16 protein-coding genes, 1 other RNA gene and 2 other annotated features (1 of these 19 only partly in view) are annotated in these 19,061 nt (G+C 43.4%); of the genes, 14 read left to right on the top strand and 3 right to left on the bottom strand.

What is annotated here, in order from left to right; all coding sequences use genetic code 11:
* Positions 1–33 precede the first annotated feature (33 nt).
* Both ACQ4XT_RS11615 and dtd read left to right on the top strand, forming a co-directional pair.
* Entirely contained in the window at positions 34–2,238 is a 2,205-nt protein-coding gene (locus ACQ4XT_RS11615) for a RelA/SpoT family protein (protein WP_446853810.1), read from the top strand.
* 20 nt (positions 2,239–2,258) lie between these two features.
* Positions 2,259–2,705, top strand: coding sequence for a D-aminoacyl-tRNA deacylase (gene dtd / locus ACQ4XT_RS11620; RefSeq protein WP_446853811.1), 447 nt, complete (start codon positions 2,259–2,261; stop codon positions 2,703–2,705).
* Positions 2,706–2,775: 70 nt separating this feature from the next.
* Here the strand turns inward: dtd and ACQ4XT_RS11625 are convergent, their stop codons facing one another.
* Positions 2,776–4,284 carry an N-acetylmuramoyl-L-alanine amidase family protein gene (locus tag ACQ4XT_RS11625; RefSeq protein ID WP_446853812.1) on the bottom strand — a complete coding sequence of 503 codons (1,509 nt, stop codon included), beginning with the start codon at positions 4,282–4,284 and terminating at the stop codon, positions 2,776–2,778.
* A 160-nt stretch (positions 4,285–4,444) separates the two neighbouring features.
* Positions 4,445–4,661 (top strand) — a binding site (T-box leader).
* 70 nt (positions 4,662–4,731) lie between these two features.
* Here ACQ4XT_RS11625 and hisS point away from each other — a divergent pair.
* From hisS to ssrS, 3 genes are all read left to right on the top strand, one after another.
* Positions 4,732–6,012 carry a histidine--tRNA ligase gene (gene hisS / locus ACQ4XT_RS11630; protein WP_446853813.1) on the top strand — a complete coding sequence of 427 codons (1,281 nt, stop codon included), beginning with the start codon at positions 4,732–4,734 and terminating at the stop codon, positions 6,010–6,012.
* A gap of 1 nt (position 6,013) precedes the next feature.
* Entirely contained in the window at positions 6,014–7,795 is a 1,782-nt protein-coding gene (gene aspS / locus ACQ4XT_RS11635) for an aspartate--tRNA ligase (RefSeq protein ID WP_446853814.1), read from the top strand.
* 66 nt (positions 7,796–7,861) lie between these two features.
* A non-coding RNA gene (ssrS, locus tag ACQ4XT_RS11640) (6S RNA) lies at positions 7,862–8,054 on the top strand.
* Between the two features lie 126 nt (positions 8,055–8,180).
* Here ssrS and ACQ4XT_RS11645 read toward each other — a convergent pair.
* A complete protein-coding gene (locus ACQ4XT_RS11645; RefSeq protein WP_446853815.1) occupies positions 8,181–8,837 on the bottom strand; it encodes an RsfA family transcriptional regulator in 657 nt (218 codons plus the stop codon).
* An 83-nt stretch (positions 8,838–8,920) separates the two neighbouring features.
* Entirely contained in the window at positions 8,921–10,198 is a 1,278-nt protein-coding gene (locus tag ACQ4XT_RS11650) for a replication-associated recombination protein A (RefSeq protein ID WP_446853816.1), read from the bottom strand.
* 118 nt (positions 10,199–10,316) lie between these two features.
* Here ACQ4XT_RS11650 and ACQ4XT_RS11655 point away from each other — a divergent pair, with 118 nt between their 5' ends.
* The 9 genes from ACQ4XT_RS11655 (at position 10,317) to ACQ4XT_RS11695 (ending at position 18,932) form a co-directional block, all read left to right on the top strand.
* Positions 10,317–11,000 (top strand): YczE/YyaS/YitT family protein, encoded by a 684-nt coding sequence (locus tag ACQ4XT_RS11655; RefSeq protein WP_446853817.1) that lies wholly within the window; start codon positions 10,317–10,319, stop codon positions 10,998–11,000.
* Entirely contained in the window at positions 10,954–11,373 is a 420-nt protein-coding gene (gene cymR, locus ACQ4XT_RS11660) for a cysteine metabolism transcriptional regulator CymR (RefSeq protein WP_146812759.1), read from the top strand. The genes ACQ4XT_RS11655 and cymR overlap by 47 nt, the downstream gene beginning before the upstream one ends.
* Before the next feature lie 17 nt (positions 11,374–11,390).
* Entirely contained in the window at positions 11,391–12,530 is a 1,140-nt protein-coding gene (locus ACQ4XT_RS11665; RefSeq protein WP_446853818.1) for a cysteine desulfurase family protein, read from the top strand.
* An 18-nt stretch (positions 12,531–12,548) separates the two neighbouring features.
* Positions 12,549–13,661: a tRNA 2-thiouridine(34) synthase MnmA gene (gene mnmA, locus ACQ4XT_RS11670; RefSeq protein WP_446853819.1), complete on the top strand. Its 1,113-nt coding sequence runs from the start codon at positions 12,549–12,551 to the stop codon at positions 13,659–13,661.
* A 138-nt stretch (positions 13,662–13,799) separates the two neighbouring features.
* Positions 13,800–14,459: a tetratricopeptide repeat protein gene (locus ACQ4XT_RS11675; protein ID WP_446853820.1), complete on the top strand. Its 660-nt coding sequence runs from the start codon at positions 13,800–13,802 to the stop codon at positions 14,457–14,459.
* Between the two features lie 15 nt (positions 14,460–14,474).
* A complete protein-coding gene (gene recD2 / locus ACQ4XT_RS11680; RefSeq protein WP_446853821.1) occupies positions 14,475–16,802 on the top strand; it encodes an SF1B family DNA helicase RecD2 in 2,328 nt (775 codons plus the stop codon).
* An 11-nt stretch (positions 16,803–16,813) separates the two neighbouring features.
* Positions 16,814–17,626 carry a TIM barrel protein gene (locus ACQ4XT_RS11685; protein ID WP_446853822.1) on the top strand — a complete coding sequence of 271 codons (813 nt, stop codon included), beginning with the start codon at positions 16,814–16,816 and terminating at the stop codon, positions 17,624–17,626.
* Positions 17,627–17,681: 55 nt separating this feature from the next.
* Entirely contained in the window at positions 17,682–17,858 is a 177-nt protein-coding gene (locus tag ACQ4XT_RS11690; protein ID WP_089652618.1) for a YrzR-like zinc ribbon domain, read from the top strand.
* A gap of 6 nt (positions 17,859–17,864) precedes the next feature.
* Positions 17,865–18,932, top strand: a complete 1,068-nt coding sequence (locus tag ACQ4XT_RS11695; protein WP_446853823.1) for an AI-2E family transporter — start codon at positions 17,865–17,867, stop codon at positions 18,930–18,932.
* A 45-nt stretch (positions 18,933–18,977) separates the two neighbouring features.
* Positions 18,978–19,061, top strand: a binding site (T-box leader) (it continues 129 nt past the right edge of the window).

Genomic DNA, 19,061 nt, shown 5'->3' on the forward strand with positions numbered 1-19,061 from the left:
TTTTGAAAGTTCTAAAGAAACTAGGGTGATTGAATGGCGAAAGATACAGTTCTAACTGCGGAAGAAGTCATAGAACAAGCGAGTCAGTATTTGAACGAGTCAGATCTGGCGTTTATTCGTCGTGCTTATGAATTTGCTGAAAAGGCTCATAGCAACCAGTTCCGAAAGTCGGGAGAACCTTACATCATCCATCCCATTCAAGTAGCTGGTATTCTTGTGAATTTAGAGATGGATCCTGAAACAATCGCGGGCGGTTTTCTTCATGATGTCGTAGAGGATACAGATGTCTCTTTGAAAGAAATTGAAGAAGCCTTCAATGAAGAAGTTTCTATGCTGGTTGATGGGGTTACAAAACTGGGTAAAATTAAATATAAATCCAAAGAAGCTCAGCAAGCGGAAAACCATCGAAAAATGTTTGTCGCTATGGCGAAAGATATGCGCGTCATTTTAATTAAGCTTGCCGACAGACTTCACAATATGCGTACCTTGAAACACCTTCCAGCTGAAAAACAGCGCCGGATTTCAAATGAAACGCTGGAGATTTTTGCCCCTTTGGCTCATAGACTTGGTATTTCCACCATCAAATGGGAGCTGGAAGATACAGCTCTACGGTACTTGAATCCTCAGCAATACTACAGGATTGTTCATTTGATGAAGCAGAAGAGGAATGAACGGGAGCATTATATCGAGGAAGTCATTGATGAAATCCGAGCTCAATTGCAGGAAGTTAATATTGATGCGGATTTATTTGGACGACCAAAGCACCTTTACAGTATCTACCGGAAGATGGTTCTTCAGAATAAACAGTTCAACGAAATTTATGACTTGTTAGCCGTTAGAATTACAGTCAACAGTATCAAAGATTGTTATGCCGTACTTGGCATCATACACACATGTTGGAAACCGATGCCGGGCCGCTTTAAAGATTATATAGCCATGCCGAAACCCAATCTATATCAATCTCTTCATACGACAGTGATCGGACCAAAAGGAGATCCTCTTGAAGTCCAGATCCGTACGCACGAAATGCATGAAATTGCGGAATACGGAATCGCTGCTCACTGGGCTTATAAAGAAGGAAAGCAAACGTCTTCAGAACAATCGTTTGAAGAGAAGCTTACATGGTTCCGTGAAATTCTAGAATGGCAAAGTGAAACGCATGATGCTGAAGAGTTCATGGAATCTCTTAAAGTGGATTTGTTTTCTGACATGGTTTACGTCTTCACACCAAAAGGAGACGTTATAGAGCTTCCATCTGGTTCAGTGCCTGTGGATTTCGCCTATCGCATTCATACGGAAGTTGGAAATCAAACGATTGGTGCAAAAGTGAACGGTAAGATGGAACCCCTGGATTATGAGTTGAAAACCGGGGACATCGTCGACATTATGACTTCCAAGCATGCGTATGGGCCTTCTAAGGATTGGATAAAGCTTGCTCAAACATCACAGGCGAAAAATAAGATCAAGCAATTTTTCAAGAAACAGCAAAAAGACGAGAACATTTCCAAAGGGAAAGAGCTTGTCGAGCGTGAAATTCGCAATTTCGGTATCCAACCTAAAGATGTGTACACAACAGATAATTTGAATCGTGTGTCTGAAAAGTTCAATTTCGCAAATGAGGAAGATATGTTTGCTGCTGTTGGATATCAGGGAATTACCGCTGCTCAAATTGCTACTCGGTTAACAGAGAAAATCAGGAAGCAGAAGCAGCAGGAACAAGATCTGGAGCAGACACTTGCTGATGTGAATACAACCGAAATCAAAACACCTGCAAAAACAGGAAAGAAAGATTCCGGAGTACGAGTGGAAGGCGTGGACAATCTTCTTGTGCGTCTATCCAAATGCTGTAATCCAGTACCTGGTGATGAGATCGTCGGTTATATTACAAAAGGGCGAGGAGTATCTGTCCACAGAAGCGACTGCCCTAATGTCCATACAGAAGAAGCACAAACACGGCTATTGCCTGTTAAATGGGAGACTTCAGTTACAGATTCCAAGCAGTATCACGTAGATCTTGAGATTTGGGGATATGATCGCCGTGGTTTGCTTAACGAAGTGCTTCAAGCTGTCAATGAAACGAAAACGAATATCACAGCGGTCTCAGGAAAGTCAGACCGGAATAAAATGGCGACCATTCATATAACCATTTTAATTCAGAATACGAGCCATTTACGGAAGATTGTTGAGCGAATCAAACAAATTCAGGAAGTGTACACGGTTCGTCGTGTCATGCAATAGAAATAAAAGGGGAATCTACGATGAAAGCAGTGGTTCAAAGGGCTGTAAACGCCTCAGTCACCGTTGAGGATAAAGCCGTAGGTACCATAGATCGGGGCCTGGTTGTTTTATTAGGTGTAACTCATGAGGATACGGAAGAAGATGCACGGTATTTAGCTAAAAAGATTCCATACTTGCGGATTTTTGAAGATAAAGATGGAAAAATGAATCATTCACTGGTTGATCTAGGCGGCCAGATGCTGTCTATTTCTCAATTCACATTGTATGGTGACTGTCGGAAAGGGCGCCGTCCCAACTTCATGCAGGCAGCGAAACCTGACCAAGCTGAAGAATTGTATGAATCCTTTAATCAGATGGTGGAGCATGAAGGTGTTAAAGTGGAAACAGGGCAATTTGGTGCAATGATGGATGTTCAATTAACCAATTCAGGGCCAGTGACATTAATCATCGACAGTAAAGAGCGATAAAAAAAGCTGTACTCACTCGAGTACAGCTTTTTTTGTTTGGCATGGTCGGAATTTGAAAGGTTCACTTTAACTAGTTGAAGTAATGAATTAAACCTTCGGTGATTCCTTGACTGGCCTTCATTTGATAAGATCTCGTTTTGACTGTTTGTTCTTCTCTTGCATCAGACAGGAAGCCAAGTTCTAGTAGAACAGACGGCTTATTATTTTCCCTGATCACATGGAAGTTTCCTTTTTTCGTTCCCCGATCTCGCAATCCTGTATGTGCAACCATGGATGACTGCAAAGAATCCGCGAGTGCTTTGTCATTAGGAGAGTAATAGTAACTATTAAGACCTCTGGCAATGACACTCATTGGTGCCGCATTGTAATGCAGGCTGATGAAAGCATCGGCATTGGAACGGTTTGAATGGAAGGAACGGATGGAAAGGGAAATGTACTGATCACTCGTCCTGGTCATCAGCACTTTGGCTCCATTGCTTTCCAGCTGGCTTTTAAGAAGAAAAGCCGTATCCAACGTTAATGTCTTTTCGTAGCTTCCACTTCTTCCCACTGCGCCAGGGTCGCGTCCTCCGTGTCCAGCATCGATCATAATCGTTTTCCCATTAAGGGAATTTGAAGTTGCCGGTGTTGCAGCAGTACGTTCTTTATTCACCTCTTCGACAATCCATCCAGCCACGTATGCTGTTTTACTGTCATAGGAAATCTTGTACCATTGTCCTTCTTTGCTTAAAACTTTAAATTGGTCGCCTTTGTGCCCTCGACCAACAATTTTGTCATTAGTAGATGGTCCTGATCTTAAGTTCGTGCCGTTATAGTTTAAAGATACATAGGTATTTTTAGAAGCAGGGGTGTTCGTTTGATTGTTGTCTGTTTCATTTACAAGCCAACCGGCTACCCAACCGGTATTTCCGCTGCTGTATTTAATTTGATACCAGCGGTCTTTTTTCGCTATGTATTCATAGGTTTCACCTTTACCTATGGTGGTAAGGATTCGGCCTCTTGTAGAGTTTTCACTTCTGACATTAAGAACGGCTGTTCCAACTTTTACTTTTCCTTTGACGGTTGATGACTGACCCTCATCTGGTTCCTTTTCTTTTGGAGGTTCATGAGTTTGTCTATTTTCTTTCGTCAGATAGTCCCCATGCACCCAGCCTTTCTTATTACCTTTTTGTACATAAACCCATTTCCCGTCTTTTTTCTTTGGCTCTACTACATCGCCTTTCATCAAGTAGCCTTCAATTCTTCCATCTAAATTCGGAACGGATCGAATCCTTAGATAGTCATACTTGGAATAGTGGCTCTCGGCTGTGCCTTGCTCCGCTTTTACTTTTGTCAGCCATTTGGCGACCCAACCGTCCTCCCCGCGTCGCTGAATTTTAAGCCAATCGTCTTTCTGATCTAAAATCGTGTACGTTTCCCCTGTATGGACTTTGCCAATACGGTTGTAATCCGTTCCAGGTCCGGTCCTTACGTTCAAGTGATCGACCTGGATCACTGCTTTGTCTGCATACACGGAAGGAGTCTCATAAAAGCTAAGAACCCCTAAAATAAAAATGAAGAAAATAATTCCTTTTTTCAAAAAATATCCCACCTCCTCATCAGTCTCCTTTCATTATTCGACAAATGCAATAAATATCCTTCTCCATAGGAAAAAGATTGATCTCATTAATTTGTGGTCATAAACTTGACATAAGGTTGAGGAAGATTATATGATTATAATCAATTCTAAAATGATTCGAACAAAACCATTGAGGAAAAAAGTAGTCAGTTTCCATGCGGACAGAGAACGAATGCCCTAGGCTGAAAGCATTCGATCGTTATATTCTGATGAAAGACGTTTCTTAGGTTCTACATCGAAATGACAGTAGGTGTGGACGTACACAGGCGTTAACTGTTTTGAGTGGAGGCTCTTAAGCCTCAAATCAGGGTGGCAACGCGGGTAATCCCGTCCCTTTTTCGCAAGCGCGGAAAAGGGACGGGATTTTTTGTGGTAAAAAATGGTTTATTTCGTTAGGAGGAGTTAGAAATGAGTATGAATGCCCCTCGTGGTACGCAGGATATTCTGCCTGGTACATCTGAAAAATGGCAGTACGTAGAAGAACAATTAGCTGACCTATGCCGTCGCTATCATTATAAAGAAATCAGAACACCTATTTTTGAACATACCGAACTTTTCCAACGTGGTGTCGGGGACAGCACAGACATCGTCCAAAAAGAAATGTACACGTTTGAAGATCGCGGAGGAAGAAGCATTACCTTGAGACCTGAGGGAACAGCTTCTGTCGTTCGTTCCTATGTACAGAATAAAGTTTATGGTTTACCGAACCAGCCGACCAAATACTTCTACATGGGTCCTATGTTCCGTTATGAACGACCACAACAAGGAAGAATGAGGCAGTTTGTGCAGTTTGGTATCGAAGCCTTGGGCAGTGACGATCCGGCCATTGATGCAGAGGTGCTTTCCCTTGCTTTGAACTCATACAGGGAGCTAGGGCTGAAATCATTGAAACTAGTGGTCAACAGTCTTGGTGACAAAGAAAGCAGAGAGGCGCATCGAGCAGCTCTGGTCCGTCACTTTGATCCACACCGGCAGGAACTTTGCGCGGATTGTCAAGTGCGGCTTGATCAAAACCCACTTAGAGTCCTGGATTGTAAAAAAGACCGTGAGCATCCAGCGATGGAAACAGCACCTTCCATTCTTGAATACTTGAATGATTATTCCAAAGATTACTTTGAACAGGTCAAACAATATTTGGATGTAATGGACATCGATTATGTCGTCGATCCAAATCTTGTTCGCGGACTGGATTATTACAATCACACCGCTTTTGAAATTATGAGTGAAGCTGAAGGTTTTGGTGCCATTACTACACTGAGCGGTGGTGGTCGTTATACAGGTTTAGTTCAAGAAGTGGGCGGTCCTGAAACCTCTGGCATCGGTTTTGCCATGAGTATTGAGCGCTTGTTGATGGCATTAGAAGCAGAAAACGTTGAACTCCCTACGGATGAGGGTTTAGATGTATTCTTTGTTTCACTTGGCGATGAGGCGAATCGTACAGCTGTCAAGTTAACAGATGAATTACGTCGAGCCGGTGTACAAGTGGACAAGGATTACTTAGGAAAAAAAATGAAAGCCCAGTTTAAAGCAGCTGATCGTCTTGGCAGTAAATTTGTACTTGTGCTCGGAGATCAGGAACTTGAAAATGGGGTCATTAATGTAAAAAACATGACATCAGGAGAGCAGCAAGAGGTGGCTCTTGATGGCGTCATCGACCATATGAAGAAAGAACTGACAGGAGGCAAATAAGATGGAAAGAACAAAATGCGGATCTATACGCAGAGAACATCTGGAGCAAGAGGTCACACTGAAGGGATGGGTACAAAAACGCCGTGATTTAGGTGGTTTAATTTTCATCGATTTAAGAGACCGTTCAGGCTTAGTACAGGTCGTTTTCAACCCTGAGACTTCTGGGGAAGCTTTGGAGAAGGCTGAGAATGTTCGCAGCGAATATGTCCTTGAAGTTAAAGGGACTGTTGTTGCGCGGGACGCTCAAACCGTTAACAGCAATCTAGGGACTGGGGAGATTGAAGTCGCTGCAAAGGAATTGACAATCCTCAACAAAGCGAAAACGCCGCCGTTCATGATTGAAGATCAGTCAGAGGTATCCGAAGATCTTCGTCTTAAATACCGCTACTTGGACCTGAGAAGAAAGGAAATGCAGGAGACGTTTAAAATGCGTCACCAAACAACTCAGTCGATCCGGAATTTCTTGAACGAAGAAGAATTTCTTGATATGGAAACACCGATGTTGACGAAGAGTACACCAGAAGGAGCACGTGACTACCTTGTTCCGAGTCGGGTTCATGAAGGTGAATTCTATGCATTGCCTCAGTCTCCTCAGCTTTTCAAGCAGCTGTTGATGATGTCTGGATTCGAGAAGTATTATCAGATTGTCCGCTGTTTCCGTGATGAAGACTTGCGCGCTGACCGTCAGCCTGAATTCACCCAAGTGGATATTGAGACTTCATTCATGACAACAGAAGATATCATGGCCTTGACTGAACGTATGATGAAGCGCGTCATGAAAGAGGTGAAAGGCGAGGAAATCGAAACCCCGTTCCTTCGTATGCCTTATGATGAGGCGATGGAACGGTTCGGTTCTGATAAGCCTGATACACGCTTCCGTCTTGAATTAGTGAATTTGTCTGAAGATGTGAAGGATTCCGGTTTTAAAGTCTTTAGCGGAGCGGTGGCTTCCGGGGGCCAGGTAAGTGCCATTAATGTGGAAGGAAAAGCCGATGAGTTTTCCCGAAAAGATATTGATAAAATGACAGAGGATGTCAAAGTATATGGAGCCAAAGGATTGGCATGGTTGAAAGTGAAAGACGGGGAGTTCAATGGGCCAATTGCGAAATTCTTCTCTGAAGAAGAGGCGGCATCGATCAAAGAAAAGACAGGCGCAAAAGACGGTGACCTTCTTCTCTTTGTAGCGGATCAGACTTCCGTGGTTCATGACAGTCTGGGAGCTTTACGTCAAAAGCTTGCCCGTCGTTTAGACTTGATTGATGAGACCAAGTTCAATTTCCTTTGGGTGACGGACTGGCCGCTATATGAGTATGATGAAGATGAAGGCCGATATCATGCGGCGCACCACCCGTTTACGATGCCAGCCGGAGGCCGTATGGATGAACTGAAGAAAAATCCAAAAGACGTCCGAGCAGAAGCCTATGACATCGTCCTGAATGGTTACGAACTTGGTGGAGGTTCCCTGCGTATTTTCGAAAAAGAAATGCAGCAGGAAATGTTCGAGGTGCTTGGTTTCAGTCAGGAAGAAGCGAACGAACAGTTTGGGTTCCTTCTTGAAGCATTAGAATACGGTACGCCGCCGCACGGGGGGATTGCCTTTGGACTGGACAGGCTCGTCATGCTACTAGCTGGCCGTACGAACTTGCGTGACACCATCTTGTTCCCGAAAACGGCGTCAGCCCAAGATCCAATGACAAACGCTCCGGGACCTGTAAGTGAAGCGCAGCTGGATGAACTTCACCTGCAATTGAAATTATCTAGTCAGTCTGACTCAGATGAATAAATGTGCTGGTTAATTGTTGATTCTGTTTAGGTTATATGCTAAGATTACAATACAAAATTAAAGAGACCAATCCTGATGTGTACGTTGTTCGAATGTACGTTTTGACCGAACATTTTTGAAACGGGAGCCTGGTGTTTCCATATGGAATGCATGCCTCTTAACCATCATTGATGGGAGGACGCAAGAAATGTGGAACAGGGCACCCACCTGCCTAGAGCGGGTTCAAAACTCATGATACGACGGCACAATTGGGATTGGTTTTTTTAATTGTAATTTTAATTGATCTGAAATGAAGAAGAGTGAATAGCAAAAAAGCGTTTCCCGGATAGGGAAACGCTTTTTTTAATGGTATTTCAAATGATAAAGATCGCCACGCTTTTTTTAGTTAGCGTGCAAGGTTCTCTAGATTTCCGTTTTTCTCCATACGAAATTGAGGTTTATAAGCATGCTCAGAATCATCAAACATAACCATTTTTCTAGCCCGATCCATAATTTGAATCAAGGCCTGGTAATCTTCGGTCATAGCTTCTAATTGGCCATTTAATTGCTGGTTTTGTTCTACTAAATCCTTATTTTGACGCTCTAGTTCTGAAAGGCGGTTTTGAAGAGAGCCAGATTGTTTACTTTCTTGCTTAAGGTTTGTTAAAAATGCAATCACGTCTTCTAAATCAAGTTCATGAGGAGACTGTTTCTCTTCATGATTTTCCGAGGCAACGGGCTCAGGAAGTAGGTAGTCTTCTTCCTCAATTTCTGCTTGATACAAAACAGGGGCCTGTGGCCTTTGATAGACGGGTTGCTGCTTCGCTTCTTTCCGCTTCTTCTCTTTTCGTTGCTTCTTCGCAAGCTCAACGGCCTGTTCATACTTTTGTCTGACTTCTGCATTCCATCTGAATCCGCAGGCAGCGGAAGTACGGTTCAAAATATCACCGACTTCATCAAAAGCTTTCAATTGTGTGCTACCTTCCCTTATATGTCTCAGAACGGTTTCAGCTAATAATAGATCATCTTCATGAGACCAGGCATCTTGTCTTACTTTAGGCATATTCACCACTCCTAATTTTACCTTTTAAGATAATAGTTTGTCAGATTTAGTAGTAGTGTAGCCAAGAAGAATTGGAAATATACTCAAGTAGACTTTTGCTTTTTTATTTTACTATAAACTTGCTCAAGAGCTTGTTCGAATTTACCCGTACGTTTTGGTTCATAGTACTGGCGTGTTCGTATGGGATCTGGAAGATATTGCTGATCCACCCATGCATTCTCATAATTATGAGGATACTTGTAATCAATCCCTCTTCCTAGCTTTTCTGCTCCTTTGTAATGAGAGTCTTTTAAATGCTGAGGAACTTCCCCGCTTTTTCCATTCCTAATATCAGCAAGCGCCGCATCAAGGGCTTTGTATGCACTGTTGGATTTCGGGGAGAGAGCAAGCTCAGTCACAGCTACCGCTAATGGGATGCGTGCTTCAGGAAATCCGATTCTTTCTGCTGCTTCCACGGCAGACAGGGCTCTGGGACCTGCCTGGGGGTTGGCGAGACCAATATCTTCATATGCAATGACTACTAATCTTCTAGCGATACTATCAAGGTCTCCTGCCTCGATTAATCGGCCTAAATAATGAAGGGAAGCATCGACATCACTGCCGCGAATCGATTTTTGAAAGGCTGAGAGGACATCATAGTGAGCATCTCCATCTTTATCATGTGAGAAACTTTTCTTCTGCATACATTCTTCGGCAACCTCTAAGTTGATCTCTACACGTCCTTTCTCATCAGCAGGTGTAGAAAAAGCGGCCAGTTCCAACCCATTCAATGCGGCGCGCAGATCGCCATTGGAAGATTGAGCAAAGTGGTTAAGAGCTTCGTCAGTGATTTGGATGTTCATGTGACCAAGCCCCTTTTCACGATCCTCTAGCGCCCTGTGTATGGCTTGTTTGATATGATCACTATCTAATCGAAACAGCTCAAATAAATGACAACGGCTTCGAATTGCGGGATTTATGGAATGGTATGGGTTACTTGTCGTGCAACCAATCATGGTTAAACGATTGCTCTCCAGGTGCGGAAGAAGGAAATCCTGCTTTGCTTTATCCAGGCGGTGGACCTCATCAAGTATTAAGACGAGTTGCCCGTGCATCTTCGCTTCTTCAACAGCGATTTCCATATCTTTTTTCTTATCGGTTACCGCATTCAACGTCTTATGAGGGATATTTAAGCTTTTGGCAAGTGCGGTCGCCATCGAAGTTTTCCCTGTCCCAGGGGGCCCGAATAAAATCATCGAAGCCAAGCGTTCAGCCTTGATCATACGGTTGATGGTTTTTCCTTCGGCGACGAGGTGGGACTGTCCGATAATTTCATCTATATTAGCTGGTCGCAATCGAAAAGCAAGCGGTTGCTGACTCATAGAACATTCTCCTTTTGACAGTTATGAATGTAAGCGTAGAATGATTCTTAGGAAAATGCAAGGGACTTGCCATTCATGCTATAATAGCGTTTGGTATAATAGAGAGAGGAAGATGGCCATGACTTATTTACAAAGGAAAAAGCGCGAAAACTTCATTCGCTGGAGCTTTTTCTTTATTGGTTTAGTCATCCTGGGCCTTGGCATTTCGATGACAATGCAGGTGAAAGAGTTTGGAATTGGACCATGGGATGTTTTTCATTATGGTCTATTTCTTCAACTGGGTCTTACCGTAGGGACCTGGTCGATTATCGCAGGATTGCTGATCGTTCTGACTAGTTCGGTTTTACAAAAAAAGTGGCCGCAGGTTGGGACAATCTTGAATATGATCCTCATCGGTGTTTTTATTGATTTCTTTAATTGGCTATTGCCAGAACCTGAAACAATGATTATGCAATTGTTTATTTTTATATCTGGAACGTTTGTCATTGCTCTAGGAATTGGTGTGTATGTTGCACCTGATATCGGAGCAGGACCACGTGATAGTCTTATGTTATTGATTACAAAGGCAACAGGATGGAAAGTGTCGAGTGTTAGAAATGGAATTGAAATCATCGTAGCCATTTTAGGCTTTGCCCTTGGAGGTCCGGTTGGAGCAGGAACAGTATTTATTGCTCTGTTTCTAGGTACATTCGTTGGATATACCTTACCACAGGCGAAAACATGGCTACAGTTTTTAATAATGAAGGGTGACATGTATGAAGATATCTACCAAAGGCCGTTACGGGCTAACCATCATGATTGAATTGGCAAGGAAATATGGAGACGGTCCTATTTCTTTGAAACAGATTGCAAGAGACAATGACTTATCCGAACATTATCTGGAGCAGTTGATCGCTCCATTGCGAAACGCAAGTCTTGTGAAAAGTGTTCGTGGTGCCTATGGAGGATATATGCTTACGAAGGCTCCCCATGAGATTACAGCAGGAGATGTGATCCGTGTCCTGGAAGGACCGATCACCCCTGTGGAAGGTATTGAAAATGAAGAGCCTGCCAAGCAAGCCTTGTGGAAGAGAGTCAGAGATGCAGTGAAAGATGTACTTGATACTACGACTCTTGAAGACTTGAAAGATCATGTCGATGATCAGACTCAGGATGCCTATATGTTTTATATTTAATGGTCGGAGGTGAAAAGATGAAGTCAATTTATTTGGATCATGCGGCGACTTCACCAGTCCATCCCAAAGTGATCGAAGAAATGATGCCTGTTTACCAAGAAGTATATGGTAATCCATCAAGTGTTCATCAGTTTGGTAGGCAAGCCCGTCGGATTTTGGATGAAGGGCGAAGAAGAATTGCCCATGGCCTCGGTGCGAATGAGAAGGAAATTGTTTTTACAAGCGGAGGAACCGAAGCGGACAATTTAGCGATCATCGGTACGGCAAGAGCCAATCGATCCAAAGGCAAGCATATCATTACCACTTCGATTGAACATCATGCTACATTACATGCAGTCGAATACTTAGAGTCTCATGACTTTGAAGTGACCTATCTGCCTGTGGATGAGCATGGGATGGTAAAAGTGGATGATGTAAAAGATGCGCTTCGTGAAGATACCATTCTTGTCTCCATCATGATGGTCAATAATGAAACGGGAGCCATTCAGCCGATTGAAGAAATAGCCGCTGAGTTAAAGGAACACCAGGCTTATTTTCATTCTGATATCGTACAGGCATACGGTCTGATGGATATTGATGTTTCACAACTTGGCGTTGACTTGATGGCGGTGTCCGGTCATAAGATCAATGGCCCGAAAGGTATCGGATTTTTGTATATCCGTGAAGGTACGGTGATTGAATCGCTTCAATATGGTGGAGAACAGGAACGGAAAAGGCGAGCAGGTACAGAAAACATCCCCGCCGTTCAAGGGTTGAAGACAGCTGTAGAGATTATGAAAGCTGAGCGTTCGACGTATAAAGAGAAATACCTTCATTATAAGCAGCTCTTTCTTCAAACACTGAAGGAAGAGAACGTTTCATATGAAGTAAATGGGTCTCATGAAAAAACAATAGAATCAATCGTAAACATCAGTTTTCCAGGAATGAATGTGGAAACGCTGCTCACGAACTTTGATTTATCAGGCATCGCTGCCTCTAGTGGAAGTGCCTGTACGGCAGGGTCTGTAGAGCCTTCTCACGTGCTCACAGCAATGTTTGGTTCCGACCATCCGAAAACGACAAATTCGATTCGGTTCAGTTTTGGACTCGCAAATAATGAAGAAGATATAATAGAAGCAGCAAGGAGAGTCAGCCAAATTATTAAACGGCTGACTTGATAAAGGAAGGTGAAAGAAATGAAAGATCCTAAAGATACACGGGTAGTCGTTGGAATGAGTGGCGGGGTGGATTCATCTGTCGCAGCTCTCCTATTGAAAGAACAAGGCTATGATGTCGTGGGTATTTTTATGAAGAACTGGGATGATACCGATGAGAATGGAGTCTGTACAGCTACGGAAGATTATGAAGATGTGATCCGCGTCTGCAACCAGTTGGATATTCCGTATTTTGCAGTGAATTTCGAGAAACAGTATTGGGATAAAGTGTTCACTTATTTCCTTGATGAATATAAAAAAGGTCGAACACCGAACCCTGATGTTATGTGTAACAAAGAGATCAAATTCAAAGCGTTCATGGATCACGCGATGTCTCTTGGTGCAGATTATTTGGCGACAGGCCACTATGCGCAAGTCCGTGAAAACGACGGTACGTATGAAATGCTTCGTGGAGTCGATCACAATAAAGATCAGACGTACTTCTTGAACCAGCTATCACAGGAAGTGCTCTCTAAAGTAATGTTTCCACTAGGTCATCTTGAGAAAAAAGATGTGCGTGCGATTGCTGAAGAGCATAGTCTAGCCACAGCTAAAAAGAAGGATTCCACAGGGATCTGCTTTATCGGTGAACGTAACTTCAAGGAGTTCCTAAGTGAATATTTACCTGCACAGCCAGGTAAGATGGAAACTCTTGATGGTGAAGTGAAAGGTAAGCATGATGGTTTGATGTACTACACATTAGGTCAGCGTCAAGGACTAGGCATTGGAGGCGCTGGAGATCCGTGGTTCGTTGTAGGTAAGAATGTTTCAGATAATATTCTCTACGTTGGACAAGGGTTCCATCATGACGCGCTTTACTCTGACGGTCTCATCGCTTCTGAAGCGAGTTGGACAAAAGGAGATGTACCGACTGAATCATTCAAATGCACCGCTAAATTCCGTTACCGCCAAGAAGATAGTGGAGTGACGGTGTACCCTATGGAAGATGGTACGTGGAAAGTCATGTTTGACGAACCAGAACGTGCCATTACCCCAGGGCAGGCGGTCGTCTTCTACGATGGAGAAGTTTGCCTGGGTGGAGCGACTATCGATGTCGTGCTCAAACAAGATGAAGCGATCACTTATGTAGGATAGAATGAAAAAGTCATGTCCGTATCTTTTGGACATGACTTTTTTATGAGCATAAGAAAAAAGTGAGGAAATGCCGTTAGAAATGTGATCGGTGGCATGAAAATGTCGATCAAGAAGAATATGGAAAGGAGAATTTTGAGAATGGATAAACTAAAGCAAGGAATTGAACAGATGCAAAACCATAATTATGAGGAGGCAGCGAAGCTGTTTACGGAGGCCATTGATGAGAATCCAAAAGAGCCTGTTGGGTATATCAACTTCGGTAATTTGCTCACACATATGAATGACCATGAAAGAGCAGAGCGCTTCTTTCACCGTGCCATCGAATTGGATGAGACGGCTGCCACCGCCTACTATGGTCTGGGGAATGTATTCTATGAGCAGGAGAAGTACACGAAAGCGCAGGAACAGTTCATCCAGGCGATTCAGCACGGGCTGGATGAAGCGGATGTCCACTTCATGTTAGGGATGACATTCATTCATCAAGAATACGTAAAGCTTGCTCTGCCTTATCTTCTTAGAGCATCAGAACTCGCCCCGGAAGACGTTGATGTCCAATTCCAATATGGACTGTGCCTGGCTCAAAATGGACAGATTGATCAGGCTGAACAAGTGATGAACCATGTGCTACAATTAGAAGAACAACACAGTGATGCGCATTATAACCTTGGGGTTGTTGCTCTTCATCACGAGAATGCCGAGAAAGCTTTGGACCATTTTTCTAAAGCTTTGGAAATAAATCCTGAGCATATGCTGGCAGCTCATGCTAAGGGACAAGTTGAACAAGCGTTAAACGAGTAGAGGAGTTCGATGGTCATGACTCAACAATCGCTCTTTCAAGATTCTAATGAAGAACGTCCGTATGTCAAAGGGGAATTGAGTCGGATGATCTTTCATAATGAATCCGAGCATTTTTCGATCGCTTCCATTCATGTGAAGGAAACAAATGAAGCTTTCGAAGAAAAGTCCCTTGTGATCAAAGGGCATTTTTCTCCTTTGGAAGAAGGCGAAACGTATATGTTTTATGGAGAATTCAAAAACCATAAGAAATTCGGGCTGCAATATGAGGTAGACATGTACAATCGTGTCCTCCCTGAAACGAAAGATGGAATCGTCCTTTACTTGTCCAGCGATCTTTTTCACGGCATCGGAAAAAAAACGGCCGAACGAATCGTAGATGAGTTAGGAGAACAAGCGATATCAAGGATACTTGAAAACCGTGATGTGCTGGACAGTGTTCCCAAGCTCCCTAAAGAAAAAGCGGATCAACTATATGAATCCTTAAAAGAGCATCAAGGGTTCGAGCACGTCATGATTCATTTGTCCCAATATGGATTTGGTTTGAAGCTTGCTCAAAAAATTTATGAAGCCTTTAAGGATCAAACGATGGCCATCATTGAAGAGGACCCTTACCAGCTCGTCTTCCATGTGGATGGCTTCGGCTTTCATCGCGCGGATGAAATGGCGAAGATGCAGAACCTTTCCCATGATCATCCCACAAGGATTCGGGCGGCATGTTTATATATGATGCAAAAAAGTATGAGTGCGGGCCATGTCTATTTACCGACAGAAGAGTGTCTCGTCCAGGTTGAACAGCTTTTGAATCAGGGCTCCGAGCCAGCCATTACTTTCGAACAGCTATCTGAGCAAATGATCCACCTTGGCGAGGAACGTTTTGTGTATATTGAAGAGGAACGGATCTACCTTCCGACACTATATTTTGCTGAAAATGGCTTTTGCAGTCATGTGGATCGCATTCAGGAAAAAGAGGTTGATGCAGCTCATACGCAGGCAGATTTGATGAAAATCATCGGGGACCTGGAAGAAGAGGAAGCGATGAGCTATGGGGAAGATCAGTTCAACGCCATTGAAAAAGCTCTTCATTCCAAGTTAATGATTTTAACTGGTGGACCGGGGACGGGGAAAACGACAGTTATTAAAGGAATCATCCATACGTATGCAGAATTGAACGATCTTTCTATCGATCCCGGAGATTATGATAGTGACAAGCCATTTCCATTTGTTCTTGCAGCACCGACAGGGAGAGCGGCAAAAAGGATGACAGAATCGACAGGACTTCCGGCAAGTACCATCCACCGTTTGCTTGGGTGGGATGGGCATGACTCCTTTGAACGCAATCAGAACAACCCACTGGAAGGGAGTGTCTTGATCATCGATGAGTTTTCGATGGTCGATATTTGGCTTGCAAATCAGTTGTTCCGTGCCATTCCTGATGATATGCAAGTTTTACTGGTTGGAGACGAAGACCAACTGCCTTCGGTAGGGCCCGGGCAAGTGCTTGCTGACCTCCTGGCTTCTAACACGCTTCCTTCTGTGAAGTTGACAGAAGTCTATCGTCAAAAGGAAGGTTCGAAAATCATCCAGCTGGCTCATGAAATAAAAAAGGATGCTTGTACTTATGCCTCCCTTGAAAAGGATCATGATTTTAACTTTATCCCAGCAAGAGAACACCAGTTAAGTGATCTCGTGACAAACATTGTTCAAAAAGCGTTGGACAAAGGGAATGAATTGAAAGATATTCAAGTACTGGCCCCGATGTACCGTACTGACGTGGGGATTCATAAGTTAAATGAAAGCATCCAGCAGACGGTCAATCCGAAAAGTAAACAAAAACGCGATTTGAGGCACTTCGATGTTACCTATCGAAAAGGGGATAAGGTCATCCAATTGGTAAATCAGCCTGAAGATGGTGTTTACAATGGAGATATCGGTGAGATTGTAGCGATTTTCCGAGCGGAAGAAAACGTCGATGGCGTCGAGCAGGTGGTCGTCGATTTTGAAGGAAAAGAAGTGGTCTATCCGAAAAAAGACTTGAACAGTATTATGCACGCCTACTGCACATCCATCCATAAATCTCAAGGTAGTGAGTTTTCCATCGTTATCCTGCCAATCGTAAGAAGTTACCGTAGAATGTTAAGAAAGAATCTAATCTATACGGCTATTACAAGATCCAAACAGTCTCTCATCATTTGCGGCGACCCTGCCGCTTTTCTTGACGGTGTGGGAACGACCGATACAAATACGAGATATACCAGGTTGAAAGAGAAACTCCAGGAAGAATCAGCTCCTGAAGTGGACACAGAAGAAGAGGAAGAGCAGTTGTCACCATATGATTTCATGTAGGAGGGAACGTTTTGGCTCATTCTATTGGGTTGTCTGGAAGTACCATCTTGTCCCATCATGACCGTCTTCCAGAGCTGTTTGATAAAGGATTGCCTCATGTGGAAATAGGAGAGTTTGGGGACAGAGATTCCTACCTCTCCTTTTTGAGTTTAGCGAGAGAGAACAACGTGAGTTTTGGTATTCACGTTCCTCACTTCAGAGAAAACAGCAAGTATGACCTTTTAGAAAAAGTGAAAATGGAACCGTCCCATGCGAGGGAATTGTTTGTAAAGGAAGTGCAGGAAGCGGCTCGATCAGGGGCTTCTTATGTCCTTGTCCATTTTCCTTACTTCAAAGGTGAGGCGGTGTTTTCGCACGATAAGATGGAGGAAGGGTTGCAGTTTTTACATCACTTACAGGAATCGTATGAAATTCCGATTGTGTGTGAACCAAAGCTCGGCCAAAATAAATCACCTGCAGGCATTCAGTACTTGTATGATTTTCCTATGAAACTCTGGGAAAAATACGGTCTGAGTATTTGCATCGATATCGGAGATTATAGGATTGCGGTGGAAGACAAGTGGAGAGAGTACATCGAACCGCTTGTTCCATTTACAAAAGTCGTACATATGCATAACGTCCGGTTCACTGATGAAGGATATATTTGGACACCCATTCACCCGGATTTTGAAAAACAAGGCACGGCCTTTGATATGGCGCCTTGTATAGAGCTTCTGGCTAAGGGCAGGGACAAATATTTCATACTTGAGCACACCCCGCATACAAATCCTTCTGGAAAAGATGTCGATGAAGGGATTGAGTGGATTACCCAACAACTCAAGTAATGTATGAATCTCATGATCGTGGACATACTATTTGGTAAAAAAAGGAGTATGTCCGATGAGATGTCCGAACTGCAATAATAAGAACCTTGGGAAAATCGGTAACGAACAATACTATTGTTGGAATTGTTGCCTGGAACTAACGATTGAAGATGGGAAAATGAATATCAACCAAATTGAGGAAGACGGCAGTTTAAGTTCTTTGAATGATATCTTTTATCAGCAGGGATCTTGATGATTCATGAGTGATCGCTCCTCTAAATGGTTGCGGAGATTCACCATCTTTTTCATTATCTTACTTTCTCTCTTATTGCTAGCCTGGTTGTTTCCGTATTATGACGGTGTCATCATCGTCATGGGTAAAGTACTCCTGCCGTTTTTGCTCGCTCTCGTTTTGTCCCTTTTGCTGCATCCACTCGTCCACGCGATGGAGGATCTTGGTCTATCCCGTACGGTCAGCATACTTGTGATTTTTGTGCTGTTCTTTTCGTTAACGGCCTTCGGACTGTATAAAGGGATTCCACGTTTACTGGATCAATTGAAGCTTCTGAATGAGCATTTGCCTTATTTGGTTGAGTCCTATCAAAATTGGACAAAGCAGCTTTATGCTCAAACAGAAAAGCTTCCGGATGGTCTGCATCATGAAGTGGATGCGCGTTTTGCAAGCTTTGAAGAATGGATGAGCGGAAGAGTGCTAGCCTTACTAGCTGGTCTTAGCGGGATTTTTAACATGATTGTTCTTCTGGCTGTTGTCCCTGTTATGACTTTTTATTTTCTTAAGGACTATAAGAGCATAGGAAAAACCCTGGTTTTTCTACTCCCTTCTAAATGGCATGAGGAGTCCAGACGGTTGGTTAGAGAGTTAAATCATTCTCTGGGAGGCTACATTCGAGGGCAGCTATTGATCAGTTTATTTGTTGGTGTATTAGCCACCGCGGGTTTTTGGTTGATTGATCTTCCATACCCTTTGGTATTAGGTTTAATTGCCGGATTGACCAACATCATTCCCTATTTCGGTCCTCTTCTTGGAGCGGGGCCTGCCGTCATTGTTGCGCTTACTGTCAGTGTGAATACACTCCTTTTTACATTAGCTGTTATCCTGGTCATTCAATTGGTCGAAGGAAATCTTCTTTCCCCGTATATCATGGGCAAGAGCATCCATATCCACCCCTTGTTCATCATCCTGGCTTTACTAGTGGGCGGAGAAGTGGCCGGGATCCCCGGACTGATTTTGGCCGTTCCTGTATTGACTTGTTTGAAAGTAGTGGCGTCTGAGATCCGTACAGGAAGGTTAAATATTGACAGATGAACAACAGTTATCTATAATTACGCTTAGCAAAGACTCTAAGGACGATAGAACACGATGAAGGAAAAAAGTAGGCGATTTGTTCATGAGCAGAGAGGTGCGTTCCAGGCTGAAAAACGCACTGCATGGAGG

The sequence above is a fragment of the Halobacillus sp. 12SKB genome (genome assembly GCF_052941655.1).

Bases quoted from the DNA above. Each gene is read 5' to 3' on its own strand.
- ACQ4XT_RS11650 (WP_446853816.1), bottom strand. From the start codon at position 10,198: ATGAGTCAGCAACCGCTTGCTTTTCGATTGCGACCAGCTAATATAGAT.
- ACQ4XT_RS11665 (WP_446853818.1), top strand. From the start codon at position 11,391: ATGAAGTCAATTTATTTGGATCATGCGGCGACTTCACCAGTCCATCCC.
- ACQ4XT_RS11675 (WP_446853820.1), top strand. From the start codon at position 13,800: ATGGATAAACTAAAGCAAGGAATTGAACAGATGCAAAACCATAATTAT.
- ACQ4XT_RS11655 (WP_446853817.1), top strand. From the start codon at position 10,317: ATGACTTATTTACAAAGGAAAAAGCGCGAAAACTTCATTCGCTGGAGC.
- aspS (WP_446853814.1), top strand. From the start codon at position 6,014: ATGGAAAGAACAAAATGCGGATCTATACGCAGAGAACATCTGGAGCAA.
- recD2 (WP_446853821.1), top strand. From the start codon at position 14,475: ATGACTCAACAATCGCTCTTTCAAGATTCTAATGAAGAACGTCCGTAT.
- ACQ4XT_RS11695 (WP_446853823.1), top strand. From the start codon at position 17,865: ATGAGTGATCGCTCCTCTAAATGGTTGCGGAGATTCACCATCTTTTTC.
- hisS (WP_446853813.1), top strand. From the start codon at position 4,732: ATGAGTATGAATGCCCCTCGTGGTACGCAGGATATTCTGCCTGGTACA.
- dtd (WP_446853811.1), top strand. From the start codon at position 2,259: ATGAAAGCAGTGGTTCAAAGGGCTGTAAACGCCTCAGTCACCGTTGAG.
- mnmA (WP_446853819.1), top strand. From the start codon at position 12,549: ATGAAAGATCCTAAAGATACACGGGTAGTCGTTGGAATGAGTGGCGGG.
- ACQ4XT_RS11690 (WP_089652618.1), top strand. From the start codon at position 17,682: ATGAGATGTCCGAACTGCAATAATAAGAACCTTGGGAAAATCGGTAAC.
- cymR (WP_146812759.1), top strand. From the start codon at position 10,954: ATGAAGATATCTACCAAAGGCCGTTACGGGCTAACCATCATGATTGAA.
- ACQ4XT_RS11615 (WP_446853810.1), top strand. From the start codon at position 34: ATGGCGAAAGATACAGTTCTAACTGCGGAAGAAGTCATAGAACAAGCG.
- ACQ4XT_RS11645 (WP_446853815.1), bottom strand. From the start codon at position 8,837: ATGCCTAAAGTAAGACAAGATGCCTGGTCTCATGAAGATGATCTATTA.